Source organism: Streptomyces sp. NPDC057682, assembly GCF_042799575.1.
Lineage (GTDB): Bacteria > Actinomycetota > Actinomycetes > Streptomycetales > Streptomycetaceae > Streptomyces.
On the sequence record NZ_JBHVIN010000003.1, the window covers coordinates 413,017 to 438,702 of the forward strand.

15 protein-coding genes are annotated in these 25,686 nt (G+C 74.1%); 4 read left to right on the plus strand and 11 right to left on the minus strand.

What is annotated here, in order from left to right; translation table 11 throughout:
* The first annotated feature begins 35 nt into the window (after positions 1-35).
* On the plus strand, positions 36-668 hold the full coding sequence (locus tag ACFVDM_RS07045) for a class I SAM-dependent methyltransferase (RefSeq protein ID WP_383634251.1): 633 nt from the start codon (positions 36-38) through the stop codon (positions 666-668).
* Positions 669-713: 45 nt separating this feature from the next.
* Here the strand turns inward: ACFVDM_RS07045 and ACFVDM_RS07050 are convergent, their stop codons facing one another.
* On the minus strand, positions 714-1,229 hold the full coding sequence (locus ACFVDM_RS07050; RefSeq protein WP_383634253.1) for a MarR family winged helix-turn-helix transcriptional regulator: 516 nt from the start codon (positions 1,227-1,229) through the stop codon (positions 714-716).
* 113 nt (positions 1,230-1,342) lie between these two features.
* Here ACFVDM_RS07050 and ACFVDM_RS07055 point away from each other — a divergent pair, with 113 nt between their 5' ends.
* Positions 1,343-1,756 carry an organic hydroperoxide resistance protein gene (locus ACFVDM_RS07055; protein ID WP_383634255.1) on the plus strand — a complete coding sequence of 138 codons (414 nt, stop codon included), beginning with the start codon at positions 1,343-1,345 and terminating at the stop codon, positions 1,754-1,756.
* Between the two features lie 38 nt (positions 1,757-1,794).
* On the opposite strand, the gene ACFVDM_RS07060 is transcribed toward ACFVDM_RS07055, so the two are convergent.
* The 4 genes from ACFVDM_RS07060 to ACFVDM_RS07075 form a co-directional block, all read right to left on the minus strand.
* Positions 1,795-2,553, minus strand: coding sequence for an IclR family transcriptional regulator (locus tag ACFVDM_RS07060; RefSeq protein WP_383634257.1), 759 nt, complete (start codon positions 2,551-2,553; stop codon positions 1,795-1,797).
* Positions 2,554-2,631: 78 nt separating this feature from the next.
* Positions 2,632-5,187 (minus strand): ATP-dependent Clp protease ATP-binding subunit, encoded by a 2,556-nt coding sequence (locus ACFVDM_RS07065; protein WP_383634259.1) that lies wholly within the window; start codon positions 5,185-5,187, stop codon positions 2,632-2,634.
* Positions 5,188-5,302: 115 nt separating this feature from the next.
* On the minus strand, positions 5,303-6,649 hold the full coding sequence (lysA, locus tag ACFVDM_RS07070; RefSeq protein ID WP_383634261.1) for a diaminopimelate decarboxylase: 1,347 nt from the start codon (positions 6,647-6,649) through the stop codon (positions 5,303-5,305).
* 18 nt (positions 6,650-6,667) lie between these two features.
* A complete protein-coding gene (locus tag ACFVDM_RS07075) occupies positions 6,668-7,054 on the minus strand; it encodes an SAV_915 family protein (RefSeq protein ID WP_383634263.1) in 387 nt (128 codons plus the stop codon).
* Between the two features lie 209 nt (positions 7,055-7,263).
* Here ACFVDM_RS07075 and argB point away from each other — a divergent pair, with 209 nt between their 5' ends.
* Positions 7,264-8,118 (plus strand): acetylglutamate kinase, encoded by an 855-nt coding sequence (gene argB, locus ACFVDM_RS07080; RefSeq protein ID WP_383634265.1) that lies wholly within the window; start codon positions 7,264-7,266, stop codon positions 8,116-8,118.
* 9 nt (positions 8,119-8,127) lie between these two features.
* Here the strand turns inward: argB and ACFVDM_RS07085 are convergent, their stop codons facing one another.
* Together ACFVDM_RS07085 and ACFVDM_RS07090 are read right to left on the minus strand one after the other, a co-directional pair.
* Positions 8,128-8,622 (minus strand): GNAT family N-acetyltransferase, encoded by a 495-nt coding sequence (locus tag ACFVDM_RS07085; protein ID WP_383634267.1) that lies wholly within the window; start codon positions 8,620-8,622, stop codon positions 8,128-8,130.
* Positions 8,623-8,624: 2 nt separating this feature from the next.
* Positions 8,625-8,837, minus strand: a complete 213-nt coding sequence (locus ACFVDM_RS07090; RefSeq protein WP_383634269.1) for an MbtH family protein — start codon at positions 8,835-8,837, stop codon at positions 8,625-8,627.
* Between the two features lie 135 nt (positions 8,838-8,972).
* Between ACFVDM_RS07090 and ACFVDM_RS07095 the strand changes: the two genes are divergently transcribed.
* Positions 8,973-10,064 carry an alpha/beta hydrolase-fold protein gene (locus ACFVDM_RS07095; protein ID WP_383634271.1) on the plus strand — a complete coding sequence of 364 codons (1,092 nt, stop codon included), beginning with the start codon at positions 8,973-8,975 and terminating at the stop codon, positions 10,062-10,064.
* 53 nt (positions 10,065-10,117) lie between these two features.
* On the opposite strand, the gene ACFVDM_RS07100 is transcribed toward ACFVDM_RS07095, so the two are convergent.
* The 4 genes from ACFVDM_RS07100 to ACFVDM_RS07115 are packed head-to-tail and all read right to left on the minus strand — an operon-like array spanning position 10,118 to position 25,676.
* Positions 10,118-11,818, minus strand: coding sequence for an ABC transporter ATP-binding protein (locus tag ACFVDM_RS07100; protein ID WP_383634273.1), 1,701 nt, complete (start codon positions 11,816-11,818; stop codon positions 10,118-10,120).
* Entirely contained in the window at positions 11,805-22,739 is a 10,935-nt protein-coding gene (locus ACFVDM_RS07105) for an amino acid adenylation domain-containing protein (protein WP_383634275.1), read from the minus strand. The genes ACFVDM_RS07100 and ACFVDM_RS07105 overlap by 14 nt, the downstream gene beginning before the upstream one ends.
* A 59-nt stretch (positions 22,740-22,798) precedes the next feature.
* The gene (locus ACFVDM_RS07110; protein ID WP_383634277.1) at positions 22,799-24,586 is read right to left on the minus strand and encodes an ABC transporter ATP-binding protein; all 1,788 of its coding nucleotides are present in this window, start codon (positions 24,584-24,586) and stop codon (positions 22,799-22,801) included.
* A gap of 31 nt (positions 24,587-24,617) precedes the next feature.
* Complete coding sequence (locus ACFVDM_RS07115; protein ID WP_383634279.1) at positions 24,618-25,676, minus strand: iron-siderophore ABC transporter substrate-binding protein; 1,059 nt, start codon at positions 25,674-25,676, stop codon at positions 24,618-24,620.
* Between the last annotated feature and the right edge of the window lie 10 nt (positions 25,677-25,686).

Below are 25,686 nucleotides of genomic sequence, written 5' to 3' on the forward strand. Positions count from 1 at the left end.
CGTGGCGGGACCGTCACGGGAGAAAGGATTCCTCGATGGAATCAGGTCAGCACCCCACCGCCGCATCGGTGTTCGACGCGCTCGGCGCCGACTACGAGCGGGCGTTCGGCGCCTCGGCCGGACACCGCGCGTCGCTGGAGCGGCTGCTCGCGCGTCTCGGCCCGCACAGCCGGGTGCTCGACATCGGCAGCGGTACGGGACGGCCGACGGCGCAGACGCTGGCCGACGCCGGGCACCGGGTGCTGGGGGTGGATGTCTCGCCGGTGATGGTGGAGCTGGCCACCCGGCAGGTTCCGGGGGCGGAGTTCCGGTGCGCCGACATCCGCGAAGTCCCGCTGGAGGAGGGCGCGTTCGACGCGGTCTGTGTGTACTTCGCGCTGCTCCAGCTGTCGCGCGAGGAGCAGACCGGCATCCTGCGGACGGCCGCGCGGGCGCTGCGCCCGGGCGGCCATCTGGCGGTGGCGACGGTGCCGTTGGACGTGGAGGGGGTGGACGGCACGTTCATGGGCCAGTCGGTCAATGTGACCAGCTTCGGCGAGGACGCGTTCCTCGCGGCGGTCGAGAAGGCCGGGTTCACCGTGCTGGACCAGGAGAGCATCATGTTCGTCCCGGCGCTCCCGGAGGCGGTGCCGGAGCCGCAGCTGTTCCTGCTGGCGCGGCGGGACTGAGACCGGCGGCGGGACCGGGGCACCGGCCCCCGTCCCGCACCGCGTTCACACGGGCGGTGCGGCCTCGTCGAGGTCGGCCGCGTCCAGGGCGGCGGTGAGCCGGTCGAGGCGGGTGCGCAGGTCGTTGATCTCGTCGAGGCCGAAGCCGGTGGCGGCGGCGATGCGGCGGGGGACCAAGAGGGCCCGCTCGCGCAGGGCGGTGCCCTCCTCCGTGAGGTGCGCGTGCACCGAGCGCTCGTCCGCGGCGCTGCGCTCGCGGCGGACCAGCCCGGCCGCCTCCAGCCGCTTGAGGAGCGGCGACAGGGTCCCGGAGTCCAGGCGCAGATGCTCGCCCAGGGTCTTGACCGGGAGTTCGCCGTGCTCCCAGAGGACCAGCATCACGAGGTACTGGGGATAGGTGAGCCCCAGGTCCTTCAGGAGCACCCGGTAGACGCCGCCGAAGGCGCGCGAGGCGGCGTTGAGGGAGAAGCAGATCTGCCGGTCCAGACGGAGGTGGTCGGCCTCGGTCCCGGCGGTGGCCCCGTCCTGGTCCGGGCGGGCGGGGCTGGGTGTGGCGGTCATGGGCCCAGCATAGCTCCGCCGACTCCATTTGATTGTGCACAATTTAATTGTGTGCTTCACTTCAGGGGTGCGGGCGGAACCCCCGCCGGCACGGACCGAGAGGAACGGTTTCCATGGACGCGCTCTACACCGCCGTCGCCACCGCCACCCACGGCCGCGACGGCCGCGCCGTCAGCTCCGACGGCCGTCTCGACCTCCAGCTGGCCGTTCCGTCCGAGATGGGCGGCAACGGGCAGGGCACCAACCCGGAGCAGCTCTTCGCCGCCGGTTACGCCGCCTGCTTCGCGAGCGCGCTGGGCGTCGTGGGCCGCCGGGCGGGCGTGGACGTCACCGACGCCGCCGTGACCGGCGAGGTCGGCATCGGCAAGGAGGGCGAGGGCTTCGCCCTGGCGGTCACCCTGCGCGTGGAGCTGCCCGACACGCTCGACGCGGAGACCGGCCGCACGCTGGTCGAGCAGGCCCACCAGGTCTGCCCGTACTCGAACGCCACGCGGGGCAACATCCCGGTCGAGCTGGTCGTCGAGTAGCCGCCGCTCCCGCGGACGGCCGCGCGCCGTCCGCGCGGTCAGCCCGGCAGGGACAGGCCCCGGGAGACCCGGATCGCGCAGGACATCAGCCCGGACCTGACCAGGGAGGAGCGGTACATCCGGTCCGACCGGAAGGAGATCCCGAGCGAGCCCACCTGCTCCCCGCTGTACACCGGCACCGCGATGCAGGTCGTCCCCCGCGCGTACTCCTCGCGGTCCATGACCAGCGGCGGGGCGGCCGGGGAGTCGAGCTCCCGGAGCAGATCGTCGCGGTGCGTGAGGGTCCGCGGGGTCAGGCCCGTCAGCGTGTGCCGGGACAGGTACTCGGCGCGCGCCTCCTCGTCCAGCTCGCGCAGCACGCTCTTGCCGAGGGCCGTGGCGTGGCCGGCGTCCTCGAAGCCCACCCAGAGGTCGACCCTCGGGGTGCGCGCGCTGTCGACGATCTCCATGACCCGGATCTCGCCGTCCTCGTACAGCGTGAGGTAGACGGCGGCGGCGAGATCGTTGCGCAGGGCCGTCAGGGCGGGGCGGATCCGGCTCAGCGAGGCCGGTCCGCCCGCGTGGCCGCCGGCGCCCGGACCGCTTTCGGCGAGGGCGAAGGTGCCGTCCCCCAGCCGCGCCAGATAGCCGTCCCCGGCCAGCGCGGGCAGCAGTTCCTCGACCGCCGCCAGGGAGAGCCCGGCCGAGTGCGCAAGCTGCCGCGCGGTCGCCGCGCCGTGCTGCGCCCCGGCCGCGTCCAGCAGGCGGAGCGCACGCCTCACGGCGGCGACGGGCTCGGGGCCGGGGTGGTCAGCCATTCCCCCAGCATCACCCGGACGCCCGGGACCGGCAACGCGTCCCGGGCGTCCCCCGGGCGGACACCGATGCGCCCCGGTTCAGGCGGCGCGCCCGGCCCCGGTCCCCTGCGCGTCCTGCGCGTCCCCGGCGGCCCGCGCGTCCTCGCCCTCGCCCTCGCCCTTCCGAATCGTGCAGTACAGCGTGTCGTCGCGTACGTCGGCGACGATCGTGTCGCCCGGATCGGCCTCGCCGCCCAGGAGCAGCGAGGCCACCCGGTTGTCCAGCTCCGTCTGGATCGTCCGGCGCAGCGGCCGGGCCCCGAACTCCGGCTGGTGGCCGTGCGCGACGAGGAGCTTCTTGGCGGCCTCGGTCACGTCGAGGGTCAGGCCCTGGGCGCGGACGCGGTGCCTGCTGCCGTCCAGCAGGTGCTCGACGATGCGGGAGAGGTCGTCCTCGGTGAGGCTGTGGAAGACGATGATGTCGTCGATGCGGTTCAGGAACTCCGGCAGGAAACGTCCGCGCAACTCGCCCATCAGCTCGTCCTTGAGCTCGGCCGCGTCGCCCTCGTGGGCGAGGATGCGGTGGGCGCCGATGTTCGACGTCATGATGACGACGCAGTGCCGGAAGTCGACCGTGCGGCCCTGCGCGTCCGTGAGACGGCCGTCGTCGAGGATCTGGAGCAGCGTGTTGAAGACGTCGGGGTGCGCCTTCTCCACCTCGTCGAAGAGCACCACGCTGTACGGCATGCGGCGGACCTTCTCGGTGAGCTGGCCGGCCTCCTCGTAACCGACGTATCCGGGAGGCGCGCCGACCAGCCGGGCGACCGTGTGCTTCTCCTGGAACTCGCTCATGTCGAAGCGGATCATGCGGTCGTCGGCGCCGAACAGCAGCTCGGCGAGGGTCTTGGCCAGTTCGGTCTTGCCGACGCCGGTGGGGCCGAGGAAGAGGAAGGAGCCGACCGGCCGGTTCGGGTCGCCCATGCCCGCGCGGTTGCGGCGCACCGCCTCGGAGACCGCGGTGACGGCCTCGTCCTGGCCGACGATGCGGGCGTGCATCTCCTCCTCCAGCCGCAGCAGGCGTTCCTTCTCGCCCGCGGTGAGCTGGGAGACGGGGATGCCGGTGCGGCGGGAGACGATGTCGGCGATGTCCGCGGCGGTGACGGAGACGACGCCCTCGCGGCGTTCCTCGATCCCGGCGAGTTCGCCCTCCACCTCGGCGATCCGCCGCTTCAGGTCGGAGGCCTTCTCGAACTCCTCGGCGGCGACGGCCTGGTCCTTCTCGCGCCGCAGCTTGGCGAGACGGTCCTCGCGGCTGACGACCTCGGTGGAGCGGCCGGAGCTGCGCAGCCGGACGCGGGCGCCCGCCTGGTCCATCAGGTCGATCGCCTTGTCCGGCAGGAACCGGTCGCTGATGTAGCGGTCGGAGAGTTCGGCCGCCGCGGTGAGGGCGCCGTCGGCGAAGCGGACCTGGTGGTGCGCCTCGTAGGCGTCGCGCAGTCCTTCGAGGATCTGCACCGTCTCCTCGACCGTGGGTTCGGGGATGAGGACGGGCTGGAAGCGGCGTTCGAGGGCGGCGTCCTTCTCGACGTGCTTGCGGTACTCGTCGATCGTCGTCGCGCCGACCACGTGCAGTTCGCCCCGGGCGAGCGCGGGCTTGAGCATGTTGCCCGCGTCCATGGCGCCCTCGCCCGTGGCACCGGCGCCGACGACGGTGTGGAGTTCGTCGATGAACAGGATGATGTTCCCGCCGGACTGCTGGACGTCCTCGATGACCTTCTTCAGCCGTTCCTCGAACTGGCCGCGGTACTGGGCGCCCGCGACCATGCCGGACAGGTCCAGCGAGACGACCCGCTTGTCCCTGAGGCTTTCGGGGACCTCGCCGGCCACGATGCGCTGGGCCAGGCCCTCCACGATGGCGGTCTTGCCGACCCCGGGTTCGCCGATGAGCACCGGATTGTTCTTGGAGCGGCGCGACAGGATCTCGACGGTCTGCTCGATCTCCTCGCTCCGGCCGACCACGGGGTCGAGCCGCCCGGCGCGGGCCTCCTCGGTGAGGTCCCGGCCGAACTCGTCGAGGGTGGTGGCCGGCTGCTGCCCGCCCGCGGGGGCGCCCTCCGCGCGGGCCGCCTGCTCGGTGAGGCCGCGCAGTTTCCCGGTGTCCAGGTCCTGGGCCCTCAGGAAGCGGGAGGCGCCGGAATCGGGGTCCTCCAGGAGGGCGGCGAGGATGTGCTCGGGGCCGATGTACGAGACTCCGGCGGCCTGCGATCCCGCGTAGGCGGCGGCGAGGGTCCGCTTGGCCGCCGGGGTGAGCCCCGGCCGCGCGGACGGTTCCGCCGACTCGCGGGGCAGCACCTCGTCGATGCGGCCCGCGAGCGCGTCGGTGTCGACGCCCGCTCGGGTGAGGAGTCCGCGCGCGGGGTCGACCTGGGTGGCCGCCCACAGGAGGTGTTCGGTGTCGAGGTCGGTGGTGCCGTTCTCGGACGCCTTGCGGGTGGCGAGACCGAGCAGTTCGTGCGACGACTCGGTCAGCAGCCGTCCGATGGGCACCCGCTGCACGGCGGGCGGCGAGGAGGCCGGTGACATGCCGAAGAACCGGTCCAGCATCTCGCTGAAGGGATCGGACGATCCGAAGGGTGATCCGAACGCCATCGACATGGTCAGCTCCAGACGGGCGGCAGGGGGTCGTCTCCACTCAAACCCGAGGTCCACGCCTCCGCAAACGGAGAGGAACCGCCGCCCGGGACCGTTCGGCGGCCCCGGGCCGCGGCCCTCAGAGTCCTATGTCGCGGCTGGTCAGATCGGCCAGGGACTCCCGGCGCACCAGCAGCCGGGCCCGGCCGTCGCGGACGGCGACGACGGGCGGGCGGCCCACGGCGTTGTACGTGGAGGCCATGGACAGCTGGTAGGCCCCCGCCACCGGTACGGCGATCAGGTCCCCGGGGCGCACGTCCGCCGGCAGTTCCGCGTCGGCGGCCAGGACGTCGCCCGCCTCGCAGTGCCGTCCGACGACGGTCACCGCGCACGGGCCGGCGGTGGAGCGGCGGCCTATGAGCCGGGGCGCGTAGCGCACCCCGTACAGCGCCGGGCGGGGGTTGTCGCTCATCCCGCCGTCCACGGCCACGAAGACGCGTGGGCCGCTCCGCTTGACGGCGAGGACGCGGTAGACGGCGACGCCCGCGGGGCCGACCAGGGCGCGGCCCGGTTCGACGGTGAGCCGGGGGACGGGCAGTCCGGCGGCGGCGCACTCCTCGGACAGCGCGGCACGCATCAGGGCGCCGAGGTCCCTGATGTCCTGGGCGGGTTCGCCGGGGCGGTGGGCGACGGCGTGGCCGCCGCCCATGTCGAGTTCGGTCAGGACAATCCCGTGCCGGTCCCGGATCAGGGCCAGGGCGCCGACGGCCCGGCGCAGTGCGGTGAGGTAGGGCGCGGTGCCGGGGATCTGCGAGCCGATGTGGCAGTGCAGTCCGGTCAGGTGGAGCCGGGTCTGGCCGAGGACGCGGGAGACGGCGTGCAGGGCGCTGCCGTCGGTGAGGGAGAGGCCGAACTTCTGGCCGTCCGTTCCGGTGCGGACGGCCGCGTGCCCGCCGGCCTCGACGCCGGGGACGACGCGGAGGAGCACCTTCTGCCGGTCGCCGTGCGGGACGAGTGCGGCGAGACGGGCGATCTCCCCCGCGCTGTCGATGACGATGCGGCCGACGCGCAGGCGCAGGGCGGTGGCCAGGTCCTCGGGGGTCTTGGCGTTGCCGTGCAGCAGGACGCGGTCGGGCGGGAAGCCGGCGGTGACGGCGAGTTCCAGCTCTCCGGCGGAGCAGACGTCGAGGCCGAGCCCCTCGTCGCGTATCCAGTGCACGAGGGCGCGGCACAGGAAGGCCTTCGCGGCGTAGGCCACCTCGGCGCCGGGGAAGGCCTCGCGGTAGGCGCGGCAGCGGCGGCGCACCTCGTCCTCGTCGAGGAGGTAGAGGGGGGTGCCGAAGCGTTCGGCGGTGCGGGCGAGCGACACCCCGGCGACGGCGACGTCCCCGTGGGCGGTGACGCGGGCGGAGGCGGGCCAGACGGAGAGTCCGGCCGGGGGGCGGGTACGGGTCGCCGTGGCGGTCCCCGTGGGTTCTGGGGTCATGGCGGGCTCCTCGGCGGGTCAGGCGGTCGGGGCGGGCACGAGGGGCGGGGCGGCGGGGACCCGGACGGGAGCGGCGCCGTGGGGGCCCCGGGCCGGGCGGCCGGCCGGTGTCCCGGCGGGGGCGGGGGCCGCGAGGGGCGGGTCGACGACGAGGCCGATGCCGTCGAGCGGTGCGAGGAGGGAGCGGAGGGCCGCCTCGGAGAGCCGGGTCCAGTCCTGCCGCCGGCCCAGGGTCCGGGTGAGGCGCGGTGCGCTGGTGAAGGCGACGGCGGTGCGCGCGCCCAGCGGGGTGCGGAACAGGCGGACGCGGTCGGCCGGGTGTCCGTGCCGGACCGGAACGTACAGCGCTCCGGTCCGGCCGGTTCGCAGCGGGTCGGGGTCCTCGGCGTGCGGGTGGTCGTTCATGGCTCTCCTCGTGGGGCGTCGCGCCGGCCCGGTCGGCCGGACGCTCGCTTGCGACGCTAGATCCGCCGTGGGGCCGGTGGGTGTTCCGTTGACGTTCCCCTGATCCGTAACGGCCGCTCCCTGACGTGGGTTTGACGTGGCCGGATCCATCTCACCCCCTAAGAACTTAGGTTAGGCTCAGCTAACCTATCGAACCGAGGGAGTGGACCATGGAACCGGCCGGTGCGCACCACCGTGTGATCGTCGTCAAGTTCGGCGGCCACGCGATGGTCGACGCGAGTCTGCAACGGCAGTTCGCCCGGGACGTCGTGGAGCTGTGGCGCGGCGGGCTGCGCCCGGTCGTCGTGCACGGTGGCGGCCCGCAGATCAGCGCGATGCTGGAGCGCCTCGGGCTGGAGTCACGGTTCGAGGCGGGGCTGCGGGTGACCACCCGGGAGACGATGGACGTGGTCCGCATGGTGCTGTCCGGGCGCATCCAGCGGGAGCTGGTCGGGGAGATCAACGCCCACGGTCCGTTCGCCGTCGGGCTGACGGGCGAGGACGCGCACACCATGACGGCCGTGCGGCGCACGGCCGGGCCGGACGGCCGGCCCGTGGACATCGGGCTCGTCGGGGATGTCGTGGACGTCAGCCCCGGCATGGTGCGGGGGCTGCTGGACCGGGGCCACATCCCCGTGGTCTCCCCCGTGGCCCGGGGCGAGGACGGGCGGGTCTACAACGTCAACGCCGATCTCGCCGCCTCGGCGCTGGCCGTGGCACTGCGGGCCGAACGGCTGGTCGTGCTGACCGACGTCCCGGGCCTGTACGCGGACTGGCCGCACAGCACCGAGGTGATCGGGCGACTGACGGCGGACGCGCTGGCCGGGATGCTGCCCGGACTGGCGAGCGGAATGCTGCCGAAGATGGAGGGCTGCCTGAGGGCGGTGCGCGGCGGGGTCGGCCGGGCCAGGGTGGTCGACGGCCGGGTGGAGCACGCGCTGTCGCGGGCCGTCGCGGACGAGGAGGGCCACGGCACCACCGTGGTCCCCGGCAGCGCCGCCCCCTCCCCCGCCCTCACCGCGTAACACCCTTGTTCAGAGGGCCCGTCGGAGAATCCGGGCGCCGCGCCGGGGGTCCAGCTCGCGCACCCAGGCACGCGGCGCCCGGTCCGGTTCGGCGGAGATGAATCCGTACCGGCCGAACAGCCGGCCGTCCCCGGTCGTGGCGGTGAACAGGGCGGTCAGCGACCGGGAGCGCGCCCGGTCCAGGACGGAGCGCAGCAGCGCGCCGCCCAGGCCGCCCCCCTGCCGCCCGGCGGCGACGCAGAAGTTGTACAGGACACCCGCACTCCCCTCGGCGCCGTCGGCGGCGGCCGGGTACACCCGCAGGCCGACACAGCCGTCGAAACCCCCGCCCGGCCCGCGCACCACCAGGAAGTCGGCGGCGCGCGCCGCGTACAGGGAGACCGGGCGCTCGCGCAGGGCCCCGGTGCGCACGAACGGCCGTGACAGCGCCGCGAGTCGGGCGGCGTCGTGCGGCCCGGCGGACCGCACGACGGGGGGCGGGGCGAGGGCCGGGGCGAGGCTCAAGGTCAGCGCTCCGCGGGCGTCACGAGCGAACGGGGCCGCAGATCCGTCCAGTTGGCCTCGACGTACTCCACACAGGCCGCGCGGGTGTTCTCCGGGAAGGCGACCGTCCAGCCGCCCGGCACCTGCGCGAAGGACGGCCACAGCGAGTGCTGGCCCTCGTCGTTGACCAGGACCAGGAACCGGCCGTCGGGATCGTCGAAGGGATTGGTGCTCATGCGGATGCGCCTCCTCGATACGGACAGGGAGGTCAAACTTAGGTTAGGCTCCCCTTAATTGAGAGGAGCTTAGCTCTTTCTCTTTCCCTTCCACAAGGAGACAGCGATGCCCCCGGAAACCGAACGGCTCAGGCCGTGACCGCCGCAGCGGACTCCCCCTTCGCCGCGTTCGGCCTGCCCGGCGTCCCGGGCTCGGACGCCTTCTGGGCGGCGGCGCGCACGCCCGCGTACGCCCCGTCCGACGACGGCTGGACCGCCCTGTTCCTGTGGCGCGGCCCGGCGCCCGCGGCCCTCTGCTTCGAGGGCGTGTCCGAGCCGCTGCCGCTGCGCCGCTGGGGCCGAACGGACTGCTGGTACACGGAGGTGGACCGGCCCCGACGGCTCTGGTCCACCTACTGGTTCCTCGTGGACGGCGACGCGTACGCCGACCCGTTCAACCCGGTCGGGGCCGGCCCGGACCGTTCGCTCACCGCGACCCCGGACACCCCGCCCGCGCCCCACTGGCCGCTCCTGGGCGCCGACGACGTCCTGCCCGTGCCGCTCACCCGGCTGCGCTGGAACAGCGCCCGGCTGGGCGGGCGGCGCACCGTGCGCGTCCATCCGGTGGCCGGGGGCGGGCCGGTGGTGCTGCTGCTCGACGGGGACGACTGGCTCCATCTCCATCCGGCCATGACCGCGTTCGACGCGGCGGCCGAGGAGGGGGCGGTGCCGCCCGTCACGCTCGTCTTCCTGCCCGCAAAGGACCGGGTGGCCGAATTCACCTGCCGGCCCGCGCTGTGGGAGGCCGTCCGCGACGAACTGCTGCCGCTGGTCGCCGGATCGGGCGTGGTCGCGGACACCGGCCGGATGGTGGTGGCCGGACAGAGCCTGGGCGGGCTCTCGGCGCTGTACGCGGCGCTGGAGTTCCCCGGCCTCGTCTCGCGCGTCGCCTGCCAGTCGGGGTCCTTCTGGTGGGGGCCCGGGGTCATGGACCTGGCCGATCCGCTCGGCGGGCCGGTGGGGGGCGCGCTCGCCGCGCGGCTGCGGGAGCTCCCCGCTCTGTCGGGGCTGCGGATCGCCTTCGACGTGGGCGAGCACGAGGAACGGATGCTGCCGCACTGCGCACCGGTGGAGGCGCTGACCGAGGAGGCGGGCGCCACCGTCCGCGTCTCCCGGTCCCCGTCCGGTCACGACCGCGCGGGCTGGCGGCACGCCCTGCTCCGGGACGTCGCCTGGGCCCTCGGCTGAACCGGGCCCCGCTGAACCGTGGCCGGGGAGCCGTCCGGCACCCCGGCCACGGTTCAGCGGGCGACCGCCCGGCAGTACGCCTCGTCGCGGGCCAGGAGGTTGCGGTGGGTGTCCTCGGCCGCGACGACGCCGTCGTCCAGGACGAGCACCCGGTCGGCGGCGTCCAGCACCGCCGGGCTGCTGGTGAGCACGACGGTGGTGCGGCCCCGGCGCAGCGTCGCCAGATTGCGCGCGATGAGCTGCTCGGTGACCGCGTCCACCGCGGTGGTCGGATCGTGCAGCACCAGGATCTCGGCGTCGGCGGCGAGCGCGCGGGCCAGCGAGAGGCGCTGGCGCTGGCCCCCGGAGAGGTTGGCGCCCCGGTCGCGCACGGCGTGGTCCAGCCCCTCGCGGTGCAGGGCCACCACATCGGTGAGCATCGACGCCTCCACGGCCTCCGCCACGTTCCGCGCGGTGCCCGAGGGGTCGATGTTGCTGCGCAGGGTTCCCGCGAAGATCTCCGCGTCGTACGGGTTCACCAGCAGGTGCCCGCGGACCGCCTCGACCGACAGCTCCGCGAGCGGCACCCCGCCGAGGCGCACCTGACCCTCGTAGGCCGCGGGGGGCACGTTCAGGGCCAGCACCGCGACGAGATCGGCGGCCGCGCGGGGCCGGTAGGCGGTGATCGCCACGAACTCGCCGTCCGCGACCCGCAGTTCCAGTCCGCTCAGCTCCCCGTGGCGGACCCCGTGGAGTTCCAGGTCCCCGCCGGGCGGCGGACCGGGCCGCTCCGGTGCGGCGAGCGGCGGTGCGCCCAGCACCAGGGCCATCCGTTCGGCGGAAGCGCGGGCCATCATCACGTACTTGGGCATCTCCGAGAACATCTTCAGCGGGTCCATGATGAACTGCGCGAGGCCCACGGCCATGACGAGCTCCCCGATGGTGATCCGCCCCTCGAAGGCCAGCCGGCCGGCCGTCAGCGTCACGGCGGCGGCCAGGGCCGCGTTGAGGGCGAGGGCGACGCCCGCGTAGGCCCCGTTGACCCGGGCGACGGTGATCGCCTGCCGCTTGGCCTCCGTACTGACCTCGCGGTACGAGACGTACGCGGCGTGGTTGCCGCCGAAGCCGTGCAGCGGGCGCAGACCGGTGATGAGGTCGGCGACCTTGGCTCCGGCGCGGGCGACCCGGGCCTGCTGTTCCTGGGTGCTCGCGCCGATCCGGCGGGACATCACGCTGAGGATCGACAGGATGACGACGGTCCCCACGATCACCAGCAGGCCGAGGACGGGATGCGCGAGTCCCAGCGCGACCGCTGCCACGAGCACCGCGACCAGGGAGCTGATCAGCAGCGGCACCACCTCGATGATGTCGGCGGTCGAGTCCGCGTCCTCGGTGGCGATGGTCAGCACCTCGCCGGACTTCAGACCGCCGTCCCGGCCCACGGGCTGCAGTCCGCAGGAGGCGACCTCGACCCGCCAGCGGTGCGCCTCGGTCGTGTTGGCCTTCTGGAGCACCCGCATGCCGAACCGCCAGGACAGCGACACCGTCGTGATGATGACGGCCAGCGCCCCGATCGCGAGCCCCAGCGAACCGGCGCTCCGCTCGCGCAGGGTGTGCTCGACGATCAGGCCGAGGGCGATGGGGAACGCCGTCTCGCCCGCCTGGTAGAGCCCCATCAGGACGGTGCCCCGGGCCATGGCGCCGATGTTGCGGCGCAGCGCGGTCCGCAGGATGGCGGCGCCCGGGGCGGTCCGCCGCTTCTCAGGAGTGTGCATCGAGGTGACCGGCAATCGCTTCGGGGGTTCGCAGGGTGAGCAGTTCGCGGATCGTGATCACCGGACCGTACTCCCGGCGCAGCAGCCCGACCAGCCGGACCGCGACCATGGAGTGTCCGCCGAGGGCGACGAAGTCGCTGACCGCGCCGACCTCGTCGTCGTCCAGGTCCAGCGCCTCGCCGAAGAACGCGCAGACCTCGGTCTCGGTGCCGGGGCGCGGCGCCCGGTCGGCGGTGCCGGTCAGGACGCCCAGGGGCCGGGCGGGCGGGAGCGCCTTGGTGTCGGCCTTGCCGTTGACGGTCAGCGGGATCCGGTCGACCTCCGCGTAGTGGGTGGGGCGCAGGAAGTCGGGGAGCGAGGCGCCCACCTCGTGCGCCACGTCGGCCAGTTCCGCGCCGTCGAGCACCAGATAGGCGGCGAGCAGGTACGTCCCCTCGGTCGTGGGGTCGGGCTGGGCGACGGCGGCGGCGAAGCGGACCGCCGGGTGCGCGGCGAACGCGGCCTCCACCTCGCCGGGCTCCACCCGGTGGCCCCGGATCTTGACCTGCTGGTCGGTGCGGCCCAGATAGCTCAGATTGCCGTCGGGGCGCCGGACGACCAGGTCGCCGGTGCGGTACATGCGGGTGCCGGGCGCGGCGAACGGGCAGGCGACGAACCGTTCGGCCGTGAGCCCCGGCTGTCCGAGGTAGCCGCGGGCGATGCCCACGCCCGACACGTACAGCTCGCCCGGGGCCCCGTCCGGCAGCGGACGCAGCCACGGATCGAGCACGTACACCTCCGTGTTGTCGATCGGTACGCCGACAACCGGGTCGGGGCACTCGAAGGTGCCGACGCCGAGGGTGTTGATGGTGTACTCGGTCGGCCCGTAGAGGTTGTAGCCGACCGTGCCCCGTGTGGTGGCGAGCCGCTGCCAGAGGGAGGGGGTGACGGCCTCGCCGCCCAGCAGCACCAGGGCGGGCCGCCGCTCCGGGTCGTCGAGCAGTCCCTCCGCGACCAGCTGGCCGGCGTAGGTCGGGGTGACGTTGACGACGTCGATGCCGTGCTCGCGGCAGTAGGCGACCAGCCGGGGCGCGTCGCGGCGCAGTTCCTCGTCGCAGATGTGCACCTCGTGGCCGTCGGCCAGCCAGAGCAGTTCCTCCCAGGACATGTCGAAGGCGAACGACACGGTGTGCGCGATGCGGAAGGTGCGGTGGCCGTGCTCGGCCAGGACCGGTTCGAAGATCCGCCGCTGATGGTTGATCAGCATGTTGGTGAGTCCGGCGTACTCGGTCACGACCCCCTTCGGCCGGCCCGTCGAGCCAGAGGTGAAAATCGTGTACGCGGGGTGGCGCAGCCGGTCCGGGTCGTCGGGGTCGAAGGTGCGCAGCGGCTCGGCGGGCGGCAGCGGGCGGTCCAGTTCGATGAGGTCGCCGGTCAGCCGGGGGGCGACCGCGCTCACCGTGAGGATCGTGTCGGGGCGGGCCTCGTCGAGGATCGCGGCGATCCGCTCGTCCGGGTGGTCGAGTTCGAGGGGCACGTAGGCGGCGCCGGTCCGCAGGACCGCGAAGAGCGCCACCAGGGAGTCGAGGGAGCGCGGGACGGCGAGGGCGACGGTCCGCTCGGGTCCGATGCCGCGGGCGGCGAGCACGCCCGCGAGGGCCCGGCTGCGGTCGCGGAGTCCGCCGAAGGTGAGGGTCGCGCCGTGGGCGACCAGGGCGGTCCGCTCCGGGTCCCGGTCGGCGGCCGTGTCGAAGCGGTCGACGACGGTGTCCGTGCCGATGTCCGTGGCCTCGGCGGGCGCCGCGGTCGTGCCGAGTGCGGGCAGGGCGCCGAGCGGTCCGGTGGCGGACGCCAGGTCCTCCAGGACGCGCAGATAGCCGTCGAGCAGGTCCCGGGCCCGTTCCGGGTCGTCCTCGCGGTGCTCCAGCTTGACGGTGAGCTGTTCGCCGGGGGTGACGACCCAGGTGAAGGGGTAGTGCGTCGAGTCGTCGGCCCGTACGGAGGTGATGCCGTGGCGGGTGTTCATCGCGGCGAGCGCGTCGAGGTCCAGGAAGTTCTGGAGCACGAACAGGTTGTCGAACAGGGTGTCGTGCCCGGCGGCCCGCTGGATCTCGCCGAGCCCCAGGTGCTCGTGCTCCATCGCCGCGGTCCGGCTCTCCTGGATGTCCGTCAGGTACTGCCGGACGGTGGTGTCGGGCCGGGCGCGGGTCCACATCGGCACGGTGTTGAGGAGGACGCCGACGATGTCGGAGAGGCCCTCGCCGTCGCGTCCGGAGACGGTCACTCCGAACACCGCGTCGGCGCGCCCGGTGTGCGCGCCGAGCAGCAGGCCGAACGCGCCGGTCAGCACCGTGTTCAGGGTGACGCCGTGGGTCCTGGCGGCGGTGCGCAGCCGGTCGGAGAGTTCGGCGGACAGGGTGCGGACGAGCGGGACGGGCAGGGTGTCGGTGAGGACGGGCCGGGTCCCGGCGAGCAGGGTGGGCCCGGTGAGCGGGGCGAGGTGCGCGGCCCAGAAGCGTTCGGCGCCGGACGGGTCGCGGCCGGCGAGTTCCCGGACGTGGTCCTCGAAGGCGGGCCGGGCCGGGGCCGTGTCGAGCGGTTCGCCCGCCAGGACGCGGCGGTAGGCCTCGAAGAGGTCGCGCAGCAGGATCTCCCGCGACCAGCCGTCCCACAGGAGCAGGTGGTAGCTCAGCAGCAGGGAGTCGCACCCGCCGGGCAGCCGCAGCACGGTGAGCCGGACCAGGGGCGGGCGCGCGGCGTCGAACCCGGTGGCGCGGTCCTCGGCGCACAGGGCGTCCGCCTCGGCCTGGCCGGCCACCTCGACGACGTGCACGGGAACGCGCCGCCCCGCCCGGAGGAGCTGTACGGGGTCGCCGTCGTCGTCGGTGGTGAATCCGGCGCCGACGCCGGGGTGCCGGGCGATCACGGCCGCCATGGCCTCGGCGAGGGCGTCGGGGTCCAGGCGCCGGTCGAAGGCGAAGCGGCTCTGGGCCACGTAGTGTCCGGCGGTGTCCGCGTCCGCCAGCTGGGCCTGGAAGTACAGGCCGCGCTGGAGCGGGCCGACCGGCGCGGTGCGCTCGGCCGTGGCGGCGGCGTCCGCGATCTGCTCCAGCGCGGACCGCCAGTGCGCGGCCGGGTCGCCGGGGAGGGTGTCGGCCAGCAGGAAGGTGGCGTGCAGCCGTCCGGTGGTGTCGTCGGTCCAGGCGTTGACCTCGACGGCGTACGGCGCGCCCTCGTCCGCGCCGGCGATCGCGGGCGCCCGGGACTCGCCGCCCCGTCCCAGGTAGTTGAAGAGCACCTGCGGGCGGGCGGTCAGCAGCGGGGCCGTCTGCGGGTTCAGGTAGCGCAGTCCGCCGTACGCGAGGTGGCCGTCCTCGTCGGGCTGGCGGGCGGCCAGTTCGCGGGCGGCCTCGACCGGGTCGGTGTGCGCGGTGAGCCGGACGGGGGCGATCGCGGTGAACCAGCCGACCGTGCGGCTGTAGTCGTGGTGGTCCGCGACGGGGACCCGGCCGTGCCGCTCCAGGTCGATGGCGAGATCGGTGGGGGTGGGCTGGATGCGGGTCAGGGCGGTGCGCAGAGCGCCGCAGAGCAGTTCGGTCGGGCCGAGGCCCAGCGCGGCCGGCGCGGTGCGCGTCACGCGGTCGCTGGTCTCCGGGTCGAGAACCACGGTGGTCTCGCGCAGCCCGGTCACGGCGGGCAGCAGCGGGGGCGCGGCGAGCACCGTCGTCCACGGGGCCGGGTCCCCGCCCGCCGTCGCGGCCCGGGTGGCCAGCGCCTCGGCGTACTCGGCGTAGGACGTGGTGGGCGGCGCGAGCGGCTCCCCGTGCAGGGCGGTGTCCAGGTCGTCCAGGAGGATCAGCCAGGAGACCGCGTCCACGGCGAGGTGGTGCGCGGTGACGACCAGGGTCCGGCTCGCGGCGATCCAGGAGAACGCGACGGTCTCACCGCGCTCCGGATCGAGCCGCCCGGCGGCCTCGTTCGCGACGGCGGTGACGGTCGTCCCGCCCGTGTCCGTGGGCGTGCCGTCGTCCGTGCCCGGCCGCGCGACGGAGACCGGGCGGGGGGCCTCGGTCCGCAGCGACCAGACGCCGTGGCGGACGTCCAGGACGAGCCGGAGCATCGGATGGGCGGCCACGACCGCGGTCACGGCGCGCTCGATGTCCGCGAGCGCGACGCCCTCGGGGACGGTCAGCGCGCGGGCCTGGGCGAACCGGGCCAGGGAGCCGCCGAGTTCGCGCCGGCGCAGCACGACCGGGGTCGGGACGACCGGTCCGTCCGCGCGGCGTTCCCGGGCGGCGGGGGCGGGCCCCGGTGTCCGCGCCGCCAGATGGGCGGCGAGCGCGCGCGGGGTCTTGTGGAGGAAGACGTCCCGGGGCGCGATGGCCAGGCCGAGGGCGCGGGCCCGGTTGATCACGGTGATGGCGAGGATGCTGTCGCCGCCGGCCGCGAAGAAGTCGGTGTCGGCGTCCACGTCGGCGTCCGGCAGCCCGGCGGCGAAGACCGCCGTCAGGGCGTCGAGCGCGGCGCCGTCCGGGGCGGCGGGCGTGCCGGGGCCCGCGGCGGCCGGGGCCTCGTCGCGGGCGGCGGCCTCGGCCAGTGCCCTGCGGTCCAGCTTGCCGTTGACGGTCAGCGGCAGCGCGTCGACCCCGCGCGTGCGGCCGGGCACCATGTGCGCGGGCAGCGTGGCGGCCAGCAGGGCGGTGAGGCCGTCCGGGACCCGGCCGACGATGTGCGCGACGAGGTGGTCGCCCTCGTCCGCCACGGTGACGGCCGCGTCGGTGACGCCGTCGAGCGCCCTGATCGCGGACTCGACCTCGCCGAGTTCGATCCGGAAGCCCTTGAGCTGCACCTGGTCGTCGGCGCGTCCGGCGAACTCCAGCTCGCCGTCCAGGGTGCGGCGCGCCAGATCGCCCGTGTGGTACATCCGGGAGCCGTCGGCGGCGAACGGGTCGGCGACGAAGCGGCCCGCGGTCAGCCCGGTCCGCCCCAGATAGCCCAGCGCCACCTGGTCGCCCGCGACATAGATCGCGCCCACCCGGCCGGGCGGGACGGGCCGCAGCCGTTCGTCCAGCAGATGGGTCGTCAGGCCGGGGACGGGTCCCCCGATGGGGCTGACGTCGGCGATGAGGTCGTCGTCACCGAGCACCCGGTGGGTGACGTGGACGGTGGTCTCCGTGATGCCGTACATGTTGACGAGTTCAGGCCGGGCCGTGCCGTACCGCTCGGTCCAGCCGCGCAGCCGCGCCGGGTCCAGGGCCTCGCCGCCGAAGACGATCCGGCGCAGCGAGGTGACGGGCTCGGCCGCGTGCCGGTCGGCCTCGATGAACCGGTAGAACGCCGAGGGGGTCTGGTTGAGCACAGTCACGCCACGCTCGCGGACCAGCCGGTGGAAGTCCACCGGAGAGCGCGTCAGGGCGTAGTCCGGCACCAGCAGTTCGCTGCCGTGGACGAGCGCGCCCCACAGCTCCCAGACCGCGAAGTCGAAGGAGTACGAGTGGAACTGGACCCAGACGTCGTCCGGGCCGAAGCCCATCGCCGGGCGGGTGTGCGCGAGGAGCGCCACCACGGCGGAGTGCGGGACGGCGACACCCTTGGGGCGGCCGGTGGAGCCCGAGGTGTAGATGATGTACGCCGGGTCCCCGGGTCCGGGCCGTGCGGCGGCCGGAGCGGGGGTCGCGACGGCCTGTCCTTCCTCTCCCGGCACGAGGACCCGGGCCGGGGAACCGGCCCTCTCCAGGAGGCGGGTGAAGCGCTCGCGCTGCGCGCGGTCGACCAGGACGGCCTCGGGGGCGGCGTCCTCAAGGACGTACGCCAGCCGTTCGTCGGGGTAGGCCAGGTCGAGCGGTACGTACGCGCCGCCGGCCGAGACGACGGCGAGGAGGGCGACGACCTGGTCGAGGGAGCGGTCCACGGCGACGGCGACGCGGGTCCCCGGCGCGACGCCGGCCGCGCGCAGGGTGTCCGCCAACGCGTCCTTGGCCGTCGCGAGTTCGCCGTAGGTGAGGGAGCGGGTGGAGCCCTCCAGGGCGCACTGGGTGACGGCGACGGCCGCCGGGGCGCGGCGTGCGGCGGCGTCGAACAGCGCGTCCAGGGTGGTCGGGGCGAACGGCTCGGGGCGGCGGACGTCCTCGGCCGCGATCTCCGCGACCGGGGTGTCCGGCCGGGTGAGCAGTGCGGTGAGGGTGCGCAGGAAGCGGTCGAGGAGCGCGGCGGCGCCCTCGGTGCGCAGGAGCGCGCCGTCGTGGATGAGGTTGAAGCGGGGCCCACCCCCGGGGTCGCGTTCCACGACGAGGGTCAACGGGTAGTGCGGGGCGCCCTCGTTGACGATCCGGGTGATCGCGAGCGTGTCGCCGGGGCTGCGCAGGGCCTCGATGTCCGTGGCGACGTCGAACACCACCAGGGTGTCGAAGCGGGCGCCGGTGCGGCGGCCGAGGGCCGCGGGCGAGACGTGCTGGTGGGGCAGGACGGCGCTCTGGTGCGCGCGCACGGCGGCGAGGAGGTCCGCGGCGGTCGTGGTGGCGGTCCACCGGGCCCGGACCGGGATGGTGTTGATGAACAGGCCGACCATGTCCGCGATGCCCGGGACATCGGCGTCGCGGCCGGAGACGGTGGAGCCGAGGACGACGTCCCGGGCGTGCAGCAGGGAGCCGAGCGTCACGGCCCAGGCGCTGTGCACGGCGACGCTCAGGGGCACTCCGGCCGCGCGGACGACCGCGTCGATGTCGGCGTCCGGGACTCGGACGCAGTCGGCGAAGCGGTCGGAGGGGGTGTGCCCCTCGGCCACGAGCGAGGGGCCGGGCAGGCCGGCCAGTTCCTCGTCCCAGACGCGGTCGGCCGCCGCGTCGTCGTGGGCGGCGAGCGCGTGCACGTAGTCGGCGAAGCCGCCGGTGCGGTACTCGCCGCCCGGCCGGTGGTACTCGGCCAGCAGGGTGCGCAGCATCGGCGGGACCGACCAGCCGTCGGCGACGATGTGGTGCACGGTCTGCACGAGCACGGTGCGGCCGGGGCCGCCGCGGACCAGGGTGCAGCGCATCAGCGGCCCGGTGGCCAGGTCGAATCCGGCGCGGCGGTCCGCCTCGGCGAGGGCGGCGATCTCGGCGTCGGTGATGCCGGGGCGCTCCAGCACGGTGAAGGGCGCCTCGACGCCGCTCTCCAGGACGGAGACGACGCGGCCGTCGGCCAGGGCGACGAACCGTGCGGCGAGGTTCGGGTAGAGCGCGAGGAGCCGGGTGGCGGCCGTCGCGAGCCGGTCGGCGTCCACCTCCCCCTCCAGGGTGAGCAGTTGCTGTTCGACGTAGCTGCCGGCTGAGTCGTCGTCGTAGACGGAGTGGAAGTACAGACCCTCCTGAAGCGGGGTCAGCGGCAGGATGTCGCGCAGGGCGGGGCCGTCGAGCGCGTCGACGTCCTGCTGGGTGAGCGGGAGCGCCGGGAAGTCACCGGGCGAGTGGCCGCCGTCTTCGAGGGCGGCGATGCCCGTCAGGGCCGTACGCAGATGGCCGGCGATCGTGGTGATGTCGTCGTCGGTGAAGACGCCGTCGGGCCAGGTGATCGTGGTGACGAGGGCGTATCCGTCGCCGCCGTCGCCGGCCGGTTCGGCGATGAGGTTGAACTCCAGGGCGCGCGGCAGGCGCATCCCGGGGTCGCGCTTCTCGCCGAGCTGTCCGGTGGCGGTGGCGAGCTGCCAGTCCCCGGCGGTGCCGGAGTCGAAGCGGCCGAGGTAGTTGAAGAGGACCTGCGGGGCGGGGGCGTCGAACGGGGTGTCGTGGAGATGGCGCAGCACGCCGTAGGAGAGTCCGTTGGAGGGGACCCGGGCCAGTGCGTCCTTGACGGCCTTGAGGGCGGCGGTGAGGTAGCCGGGCGCGGTGAGGTCGGCGGCGGTGCCGGGGTCGACGGTCACCGGGAACAGGGTGGTGAACCAGCCCACGGTGCGCGAGAGGTCGGGTTCGGGGCCGGTGACGAAGCGCCCTTCGCGGCCGTGGCCCTCCAGTTCGATGTGGGCGAAGGTCTGGTCCTGGCCGAGGTCGCGGCGCCACCGGGCCAGGGCCACGGCCAGGGCCGTGAGCAGGACGTCGTTGACGCCGGCGTGGAAGCGGGCGGGGACGTCGCCGAGCAGCGCGGCGGTGGTGGCGGGGTCGAGGGTGAGCGTGCGGGCGCGTTCGCGGGCGACGGTGTCGGACGCGGTGAGGGCGCGCCGGCCGAGCGGCCGGTCGGGGCCGGGCAGCGGGCGGTCCCAGTGGGCGCGGTCGGCGTCGAAGGCGGTGTGTTCCAGCAGTTCGGTCCAGCGCCGGAACGAGGTTCCGGCCGCGGTGTCGTCCACGGGTTCACCGGCGGTGTACCGACGCCATCCGGTGGTCAGGTCGTCCATGAGGATCCGCCAGGACACTCCGTCGACGACGGTGTGGTGGACGACGATCACCAGCTGCCGGTCCCCGGGCCGCCGGACGGCGCGCAGCATCACGCCCCGGTCGGGGGCGAGCGCGCGGGTGGCGAGGTCGACGCAGGCGTCGAGGGGCAGGTCGCTGCTCTCCCAGCCGGCGACGGCCTCGTCCGCCCCCGGTATCTCGAACCCCCAGTGGTCGCCGCGCACCAGCCGGGCGCGGAGCACGGCGTGGCGGCGCACCAGCGCGGTGAGGAGCGTGTCGAGGGCGTCGTCGGTCAGCCCGGCCGGGGTGTTCAGGACGACCGACTGCACGAAGCCGTCGACGGCGTCGGTGGTGGTGCCGAGCCAGCGCACGACGGGCGAGCCGGTGACGGCGCCGGTCGCCACGTCGTCGGACGCGGCGGCCGGTTCCTCGCGGCTCGCCACGGCGGCGAGCGCGCCGACGACGCCGTGGGTGAAGATCTGCCGTGCCGTCACATGGAGGCCCGCCTCGCGCAGGGCGCTGAGCAGGGAGATCGCCAGGATGCTGTCGCCGCCGAGCCGGAAGAAGTCCTGGTCCGTACCGACCTCGTCGAGGCGGAGCACGGTGGCGACGGCGGCGCAGACGAGCCGTTCGTTCTCGGTGGCGGGGGCGAGGACCGGGCCGGTCGTGACGACGGGGTCGGGCAGGGCCGCGCGGTCGGTCTTGCCGTTGGCCGTGAGGGGGAACGCGGTGAGGACGACCAGATGGGCGGGGACCATGTAGGCGACCATGTGGTCCTCGGCCCAGGCCTTGACGTCGTCGGCGGCCAGGTCCTCGTGTCCGGCGGCGGGGATCACGTAGCCGACGAGGTAGCTGCCGCCCGCGGTGTTCTTCCGGGCGACGACGCAGCTGTGCCGTACGCCGGGGTGTTCGGCGAGGCCCGCCTCGACGTCCTCCAGCTCCAGGCGCATGCCGCGGATCTTGACCTGGTTGTCGGCGCGGCCGAGGAAGTCGAGCGTGCCGTCGGGGGCGTAGCGGGCGAGGTCGCCGGTCCGGTAGAGGCGTGATCCGTCGGTGGCGAAGGGGTTGGCGACGAAGCGGGAGGCGGTCAGCGCGGGTGCGTTGACGTAGCCGCGGCCCAGGAGGAAGCCGCCGACGTAGAGTTCGCCGCCGACTCCGGTGGGGACGGGGCGCAGTTCGTCGTCGAGGACGTAGAGCCGGGTGTTGGGGTTGGCCCGGCCGATCGAGGTCGACAGGCGTTCGGCGGCGCCCCGGTAGATGACGTGGGAGACCCCGATCGTCGTCTCGGCGGGGCCGTAGCCGTGGTACATCGGGATGTCCAGGCGGGTGCGGAAGCGCTCGTACAGTTCGGGGGTCAGCACCTCTCCCCCGCACCACACGTGCCGCAGGCTGTCCAGCCGGCCGGAGTCGCCGGCGATCTCCAGCAGGACGTCCAGCATGGAGGAGACGAGATAGGTGAAGGTGACGCGTTGCGCGGCGATGACGCCGAGGAGGTGGTGCGGGTCGCGTTCGCCGTCGGGGCGCAGGACGACCACCCGGCCGCCGCTCACCAGCGGGAGGAAGATCTCGTTGATGGAGATGTCGAACGAGAGCGGCGCCTTGAACAGCGAGGCGTCGTCGTGCCCGAAGCCCAGGATCTCGTTCACCTGCCACAGCAGGCGTTCGCTGATGGCCTCGTGACGGATCATCGCGCCCTTGGGGCGGCCGGTGGATCCGGAGGTGAAGATGACGTACGCGAGGGCGGGGCCTGGGATCGTGACGGCGGGTGCCTCGGTGGGGCGGTCGGTGAAGCCCCAGTCCCCGAGGTCGACGGCGAGGGCCGGCGGTTCGTCCGGGTCGTGGCCGCCGGAGCCGTTGACCTGGAGCACGACGCGGGCGTCCTCGACGACGACGGCCCGGCGGGCGGCCGGCCACCGCGGGTCGAGCGGGACGAAGGCGCAGCCGGCCTGGAGCACACCGAGCAGGGCGACGACCATGTCGGCGGAGCGGTCCAGGGAGATGCCCACCACCTGTTCGGCCGTCAGTCCGCGGTCGCGCAGCGCGTGGGCCAGCTGTGCCGATCTCTCCGCGGCCTGACGGTACGTGAGGGTCCGGTGCTCGTCGACGATCGCGACGGCGTCGGGCCGCTCCCGGGCCCGGTCGCGGAACATCTCGACGAGGGTGGGCCGTTCGCGGTCGGCGTCGGTGTCGTTCCACGCGGCGAGCGCGGCGAGGCGTTCGGCGTGTCCGGAGGGGCCGACGGTGCCGAGCGGCCGGTCGGGGAAGTCCGCGAGGTCGTCGAGGGCGCGCTGCGCCTCGGACAGGTCGACCCCCTCCGGGACGGCGACGGTCCGGGCCTCCGGGTCGGCCTCCCAACCGGCGGGCGCCCGGCCGCCGTTGCCGGCCCAGCCGACGACGTCGGCGAACAGGGTGGCGGGGGTGAGGTCGATGCCCTCGGGGCCGCGGCCGGTCGCCCAGTGGGCCAGGGCGATGGCGCAGGCCTCGGTCAGGGCCCGGTCCGTGTGCTCCCCGGTCCGGCGGCGCAGGCCCGCCAGCCGGTGGTCGGAGAGCCGTACGAGACGAGCGACCGGTTCCATCATCGAGAGACTCCGCTTCCCATCCGAGATTTGCGACTTAGCCTAGCCTAACTAAGGCTTACCTAACTACCTTCTCGCCAGGCCTGCCACAGGCGCGCGTACCGGCCGCCCAGGGCCACCAGTTCGCCGTGTGTGCCCTGCTCCACCACCCGTCCGGCGTCCAGGACGGCGATCCGGTCCGCGGCCATCGCCTGGGTCAGGCGGTGCGCCACGAACAGGGTGGTGCGGCCCGCGCAGGCGGCCAGCACCGCGCGTTCCAGTTCGGCCGCGCCCTCGCTGCCCGCCTCGGCGGTCGACTCGTCGAGCACGACGACCGGGGCCCGCCCCAGCACCAGCCGGGCCAGCGCGATCCGCGCCACCTTGGTGCCGTCCAGCCGCTCACCGCCCTCACCGACCGCGGTGCTTGTCCCCTCGGGCAGTTCCTCCACCCAGGAGGCCGCGCCCACGGTCCGCAGCGCGTCGGCGAGTTCGGCGTCGGTCGCCCCCGGCGCGGCCAGCCGCAGATCGTCGGCGAGCGGCCCGGAGAAGACGTGCGTCTCCTGGGTCAGGATGCTCACCAGCGCCCGCGCGCCCGCCTCGTCGAGATCCGCCAGATCGTGGGGCCCGATGCGCACGGCACCGCTCCACGGTGTCCCGATCCCCGCGATCAGCGCGGCCAGGGTGGACTTGCCGGCCCCGGTCGCCCCCACCAGCGCGAGCGAACTCCCGGCCGGGATCGTCAGACTGACGTCCCGCAGGACCGGCTCCTCGGAGCCGGGGTAGCCGAAGGTCAGCTTCTCCACCGACACGGGGTGGGCGACGGTCTCCGGCGCGTCGGCCCCGCCGTCCCCCACCAGCCGCTCCTGGGCGTCCTCCCCCACGACGCCGACCAGCCGGGTCAGACTGGCGCCGGACTTCTGCGCCTCGTCGAAGGTGAACATGATGGCGCCGAGCGGGGTGAACAGCCGGTGGAACATCAGCGGGGCGGCGGCCACCTCGCCGAGCGTGGCCGATCCGCCTTCCAGCAGGGCGTACCCGACCAGCAGGATCAGCACCAGACCGATGAACTCGGCGCGGTTCTCCCGGCCGACGAACCGCCCGAAGAACCGGAAGACGTCGACGCCGAGATTGCGCACCCGCCAGGACTCCTCGGTGACCTTCTCCCGGAACGCGCCCTCCAGCCGGTAGGCGCGGACCGTGTCGATCCCGTCGAGTCCGCTGATCAGGGCCTGGGCCCGGTCGGCCTGGGCGGCCCGTTGCCGGCGGTAGAGCGGCGCGGAGCGGGGCAGGTACCAGCGCAGGGCGAACGCGTACGCGGGCAGCGCACCGGCCCCGGCCAGTCCGAGCCGCCAGTCGAGGCCGAACATGCCCAGGGTGGCGATGGCCACCAGCACCCCGGCGGTGAACACGGTGGGGACGGCGGAGCGGATGCCCCGGGACAGCACGGCGACGTCGTCGCCGACCCGGGAGAGGACGTCCCCCCGCCCCACCTGCTCGATCCGGGCGCTCGGCATCGCGAGGACCGCGCGCACGGCGCGCTCCCGGAGCCGGGCGAGGAGATCCGCGCCGAGCCGTCCGATGAGATAGGTCGACGCCGCGGTGGCCGCCGCGCCGAACAGCGCGGCGGCCGCCATCAGTACGCCGATCCTGACCAGCAGGGACCGGGGTTCGCCCCCGGTGACACCGTCGACCACCTGGCCGAGCAGCAGCACCGGGAGGACCTGGAGCGCCGCCCCGGCCACGGTGGTGCCCACGGTGGCCGCCGTCAGCCACGGCATCGCGCGGCAGTGCTCCGCTACCCACCGGGCGGCCTCCCGGCCGGACGCCGTGGCGAGGGCGGCCGGGACGGCGCGCGTTCCGGCGGCGCTCACCCGGGGTCCGGGGTGTGCCGTGCGAAGGAGGTCACTGGGCGGCCGACTTCACGAGCTCGTCGATGGCGTACGGCAGTGACAGCAGCGTGCCCTGGGACATCGCGGCGCCGACGGCCGGACCCTCGCTGTCCAGGAGGTAGGAGACCCGGCCCTCCTTGACCGCCTTGAGGTTGGCGAAGAGCGGCGACTTCTTGAGGGCTTCCGTGTCGGCCTTGTCGTTGATGACGAAGATGCGGTCGACGTCGACGAGGTCCATGCGTTCGGGCGAGAGCTTGGTGTAGAACTTCCCGCCGGCGATCTTGTCGATCTCCGTGGCGCCCTGGTAGCCGATGCCGGTGACCAGGCGGCCCCGGACGTCGGTGGTGGTGAACGGCGCGACCGAGTTGTCGTACCAGGAGAGCGGGACGGCGGTCTGCTTCGCGAACTCGGGGTGGGCCTTCGCGGCGGCGTCCAGCTTCGTCTGGATGCCGGCGACCAGGTCCTTGCCCTCCTTCTCCTTGCCGAGGGCCTTGGCGATGTGCACCGCGTTGTCCTGCCACGGGGCGCTGAAGGGTTCCTTCTCCGCCTTGGTGCGGCCGACGGTCGGAGCGATCTTCGAGAGCTTGTCGTAGGCGGCCCGATCGATCTCCGAGTAGACCGCGATGATCAGATCGGGCCGGAGGGAGGCGATCTTCTCGTAGTTGGGGCCCGTGTCACCGTTCTTCATGATGACCTCGGGACGGGCGTCGCCCCACTTGTCCTTCACCCAGGGCCACTGGGTGTTGATGTCCGGGGTCGTGCCCTCGGGGTTGGGGTACTGGTCGACCATGCCGACCGGCTTGATGCCGAGGGCGAGGATCGCCTGGTCGTCGGTGTAGCCGACCGAGACGACCCGCTCCGGGGCCTTGGTGATCTCGGTGGACCCGAACGCGTGCTCCACGGTCACCGGGAAGGCGCCCGCGGCGGCCGGCGCCTTGTCCGCCGCCTTGTCCGCGTCGTCCTTCGTGTCGAATCCGCAGCCCGCCAGGAGGCCGACGCCGAGGGCCGCCGCCGACAGGGTGGCCGCCAGTCGCCGCCAGGGCTTCATGGGCGTCGTTCTATGGAGGAGCATCCGGATTCCC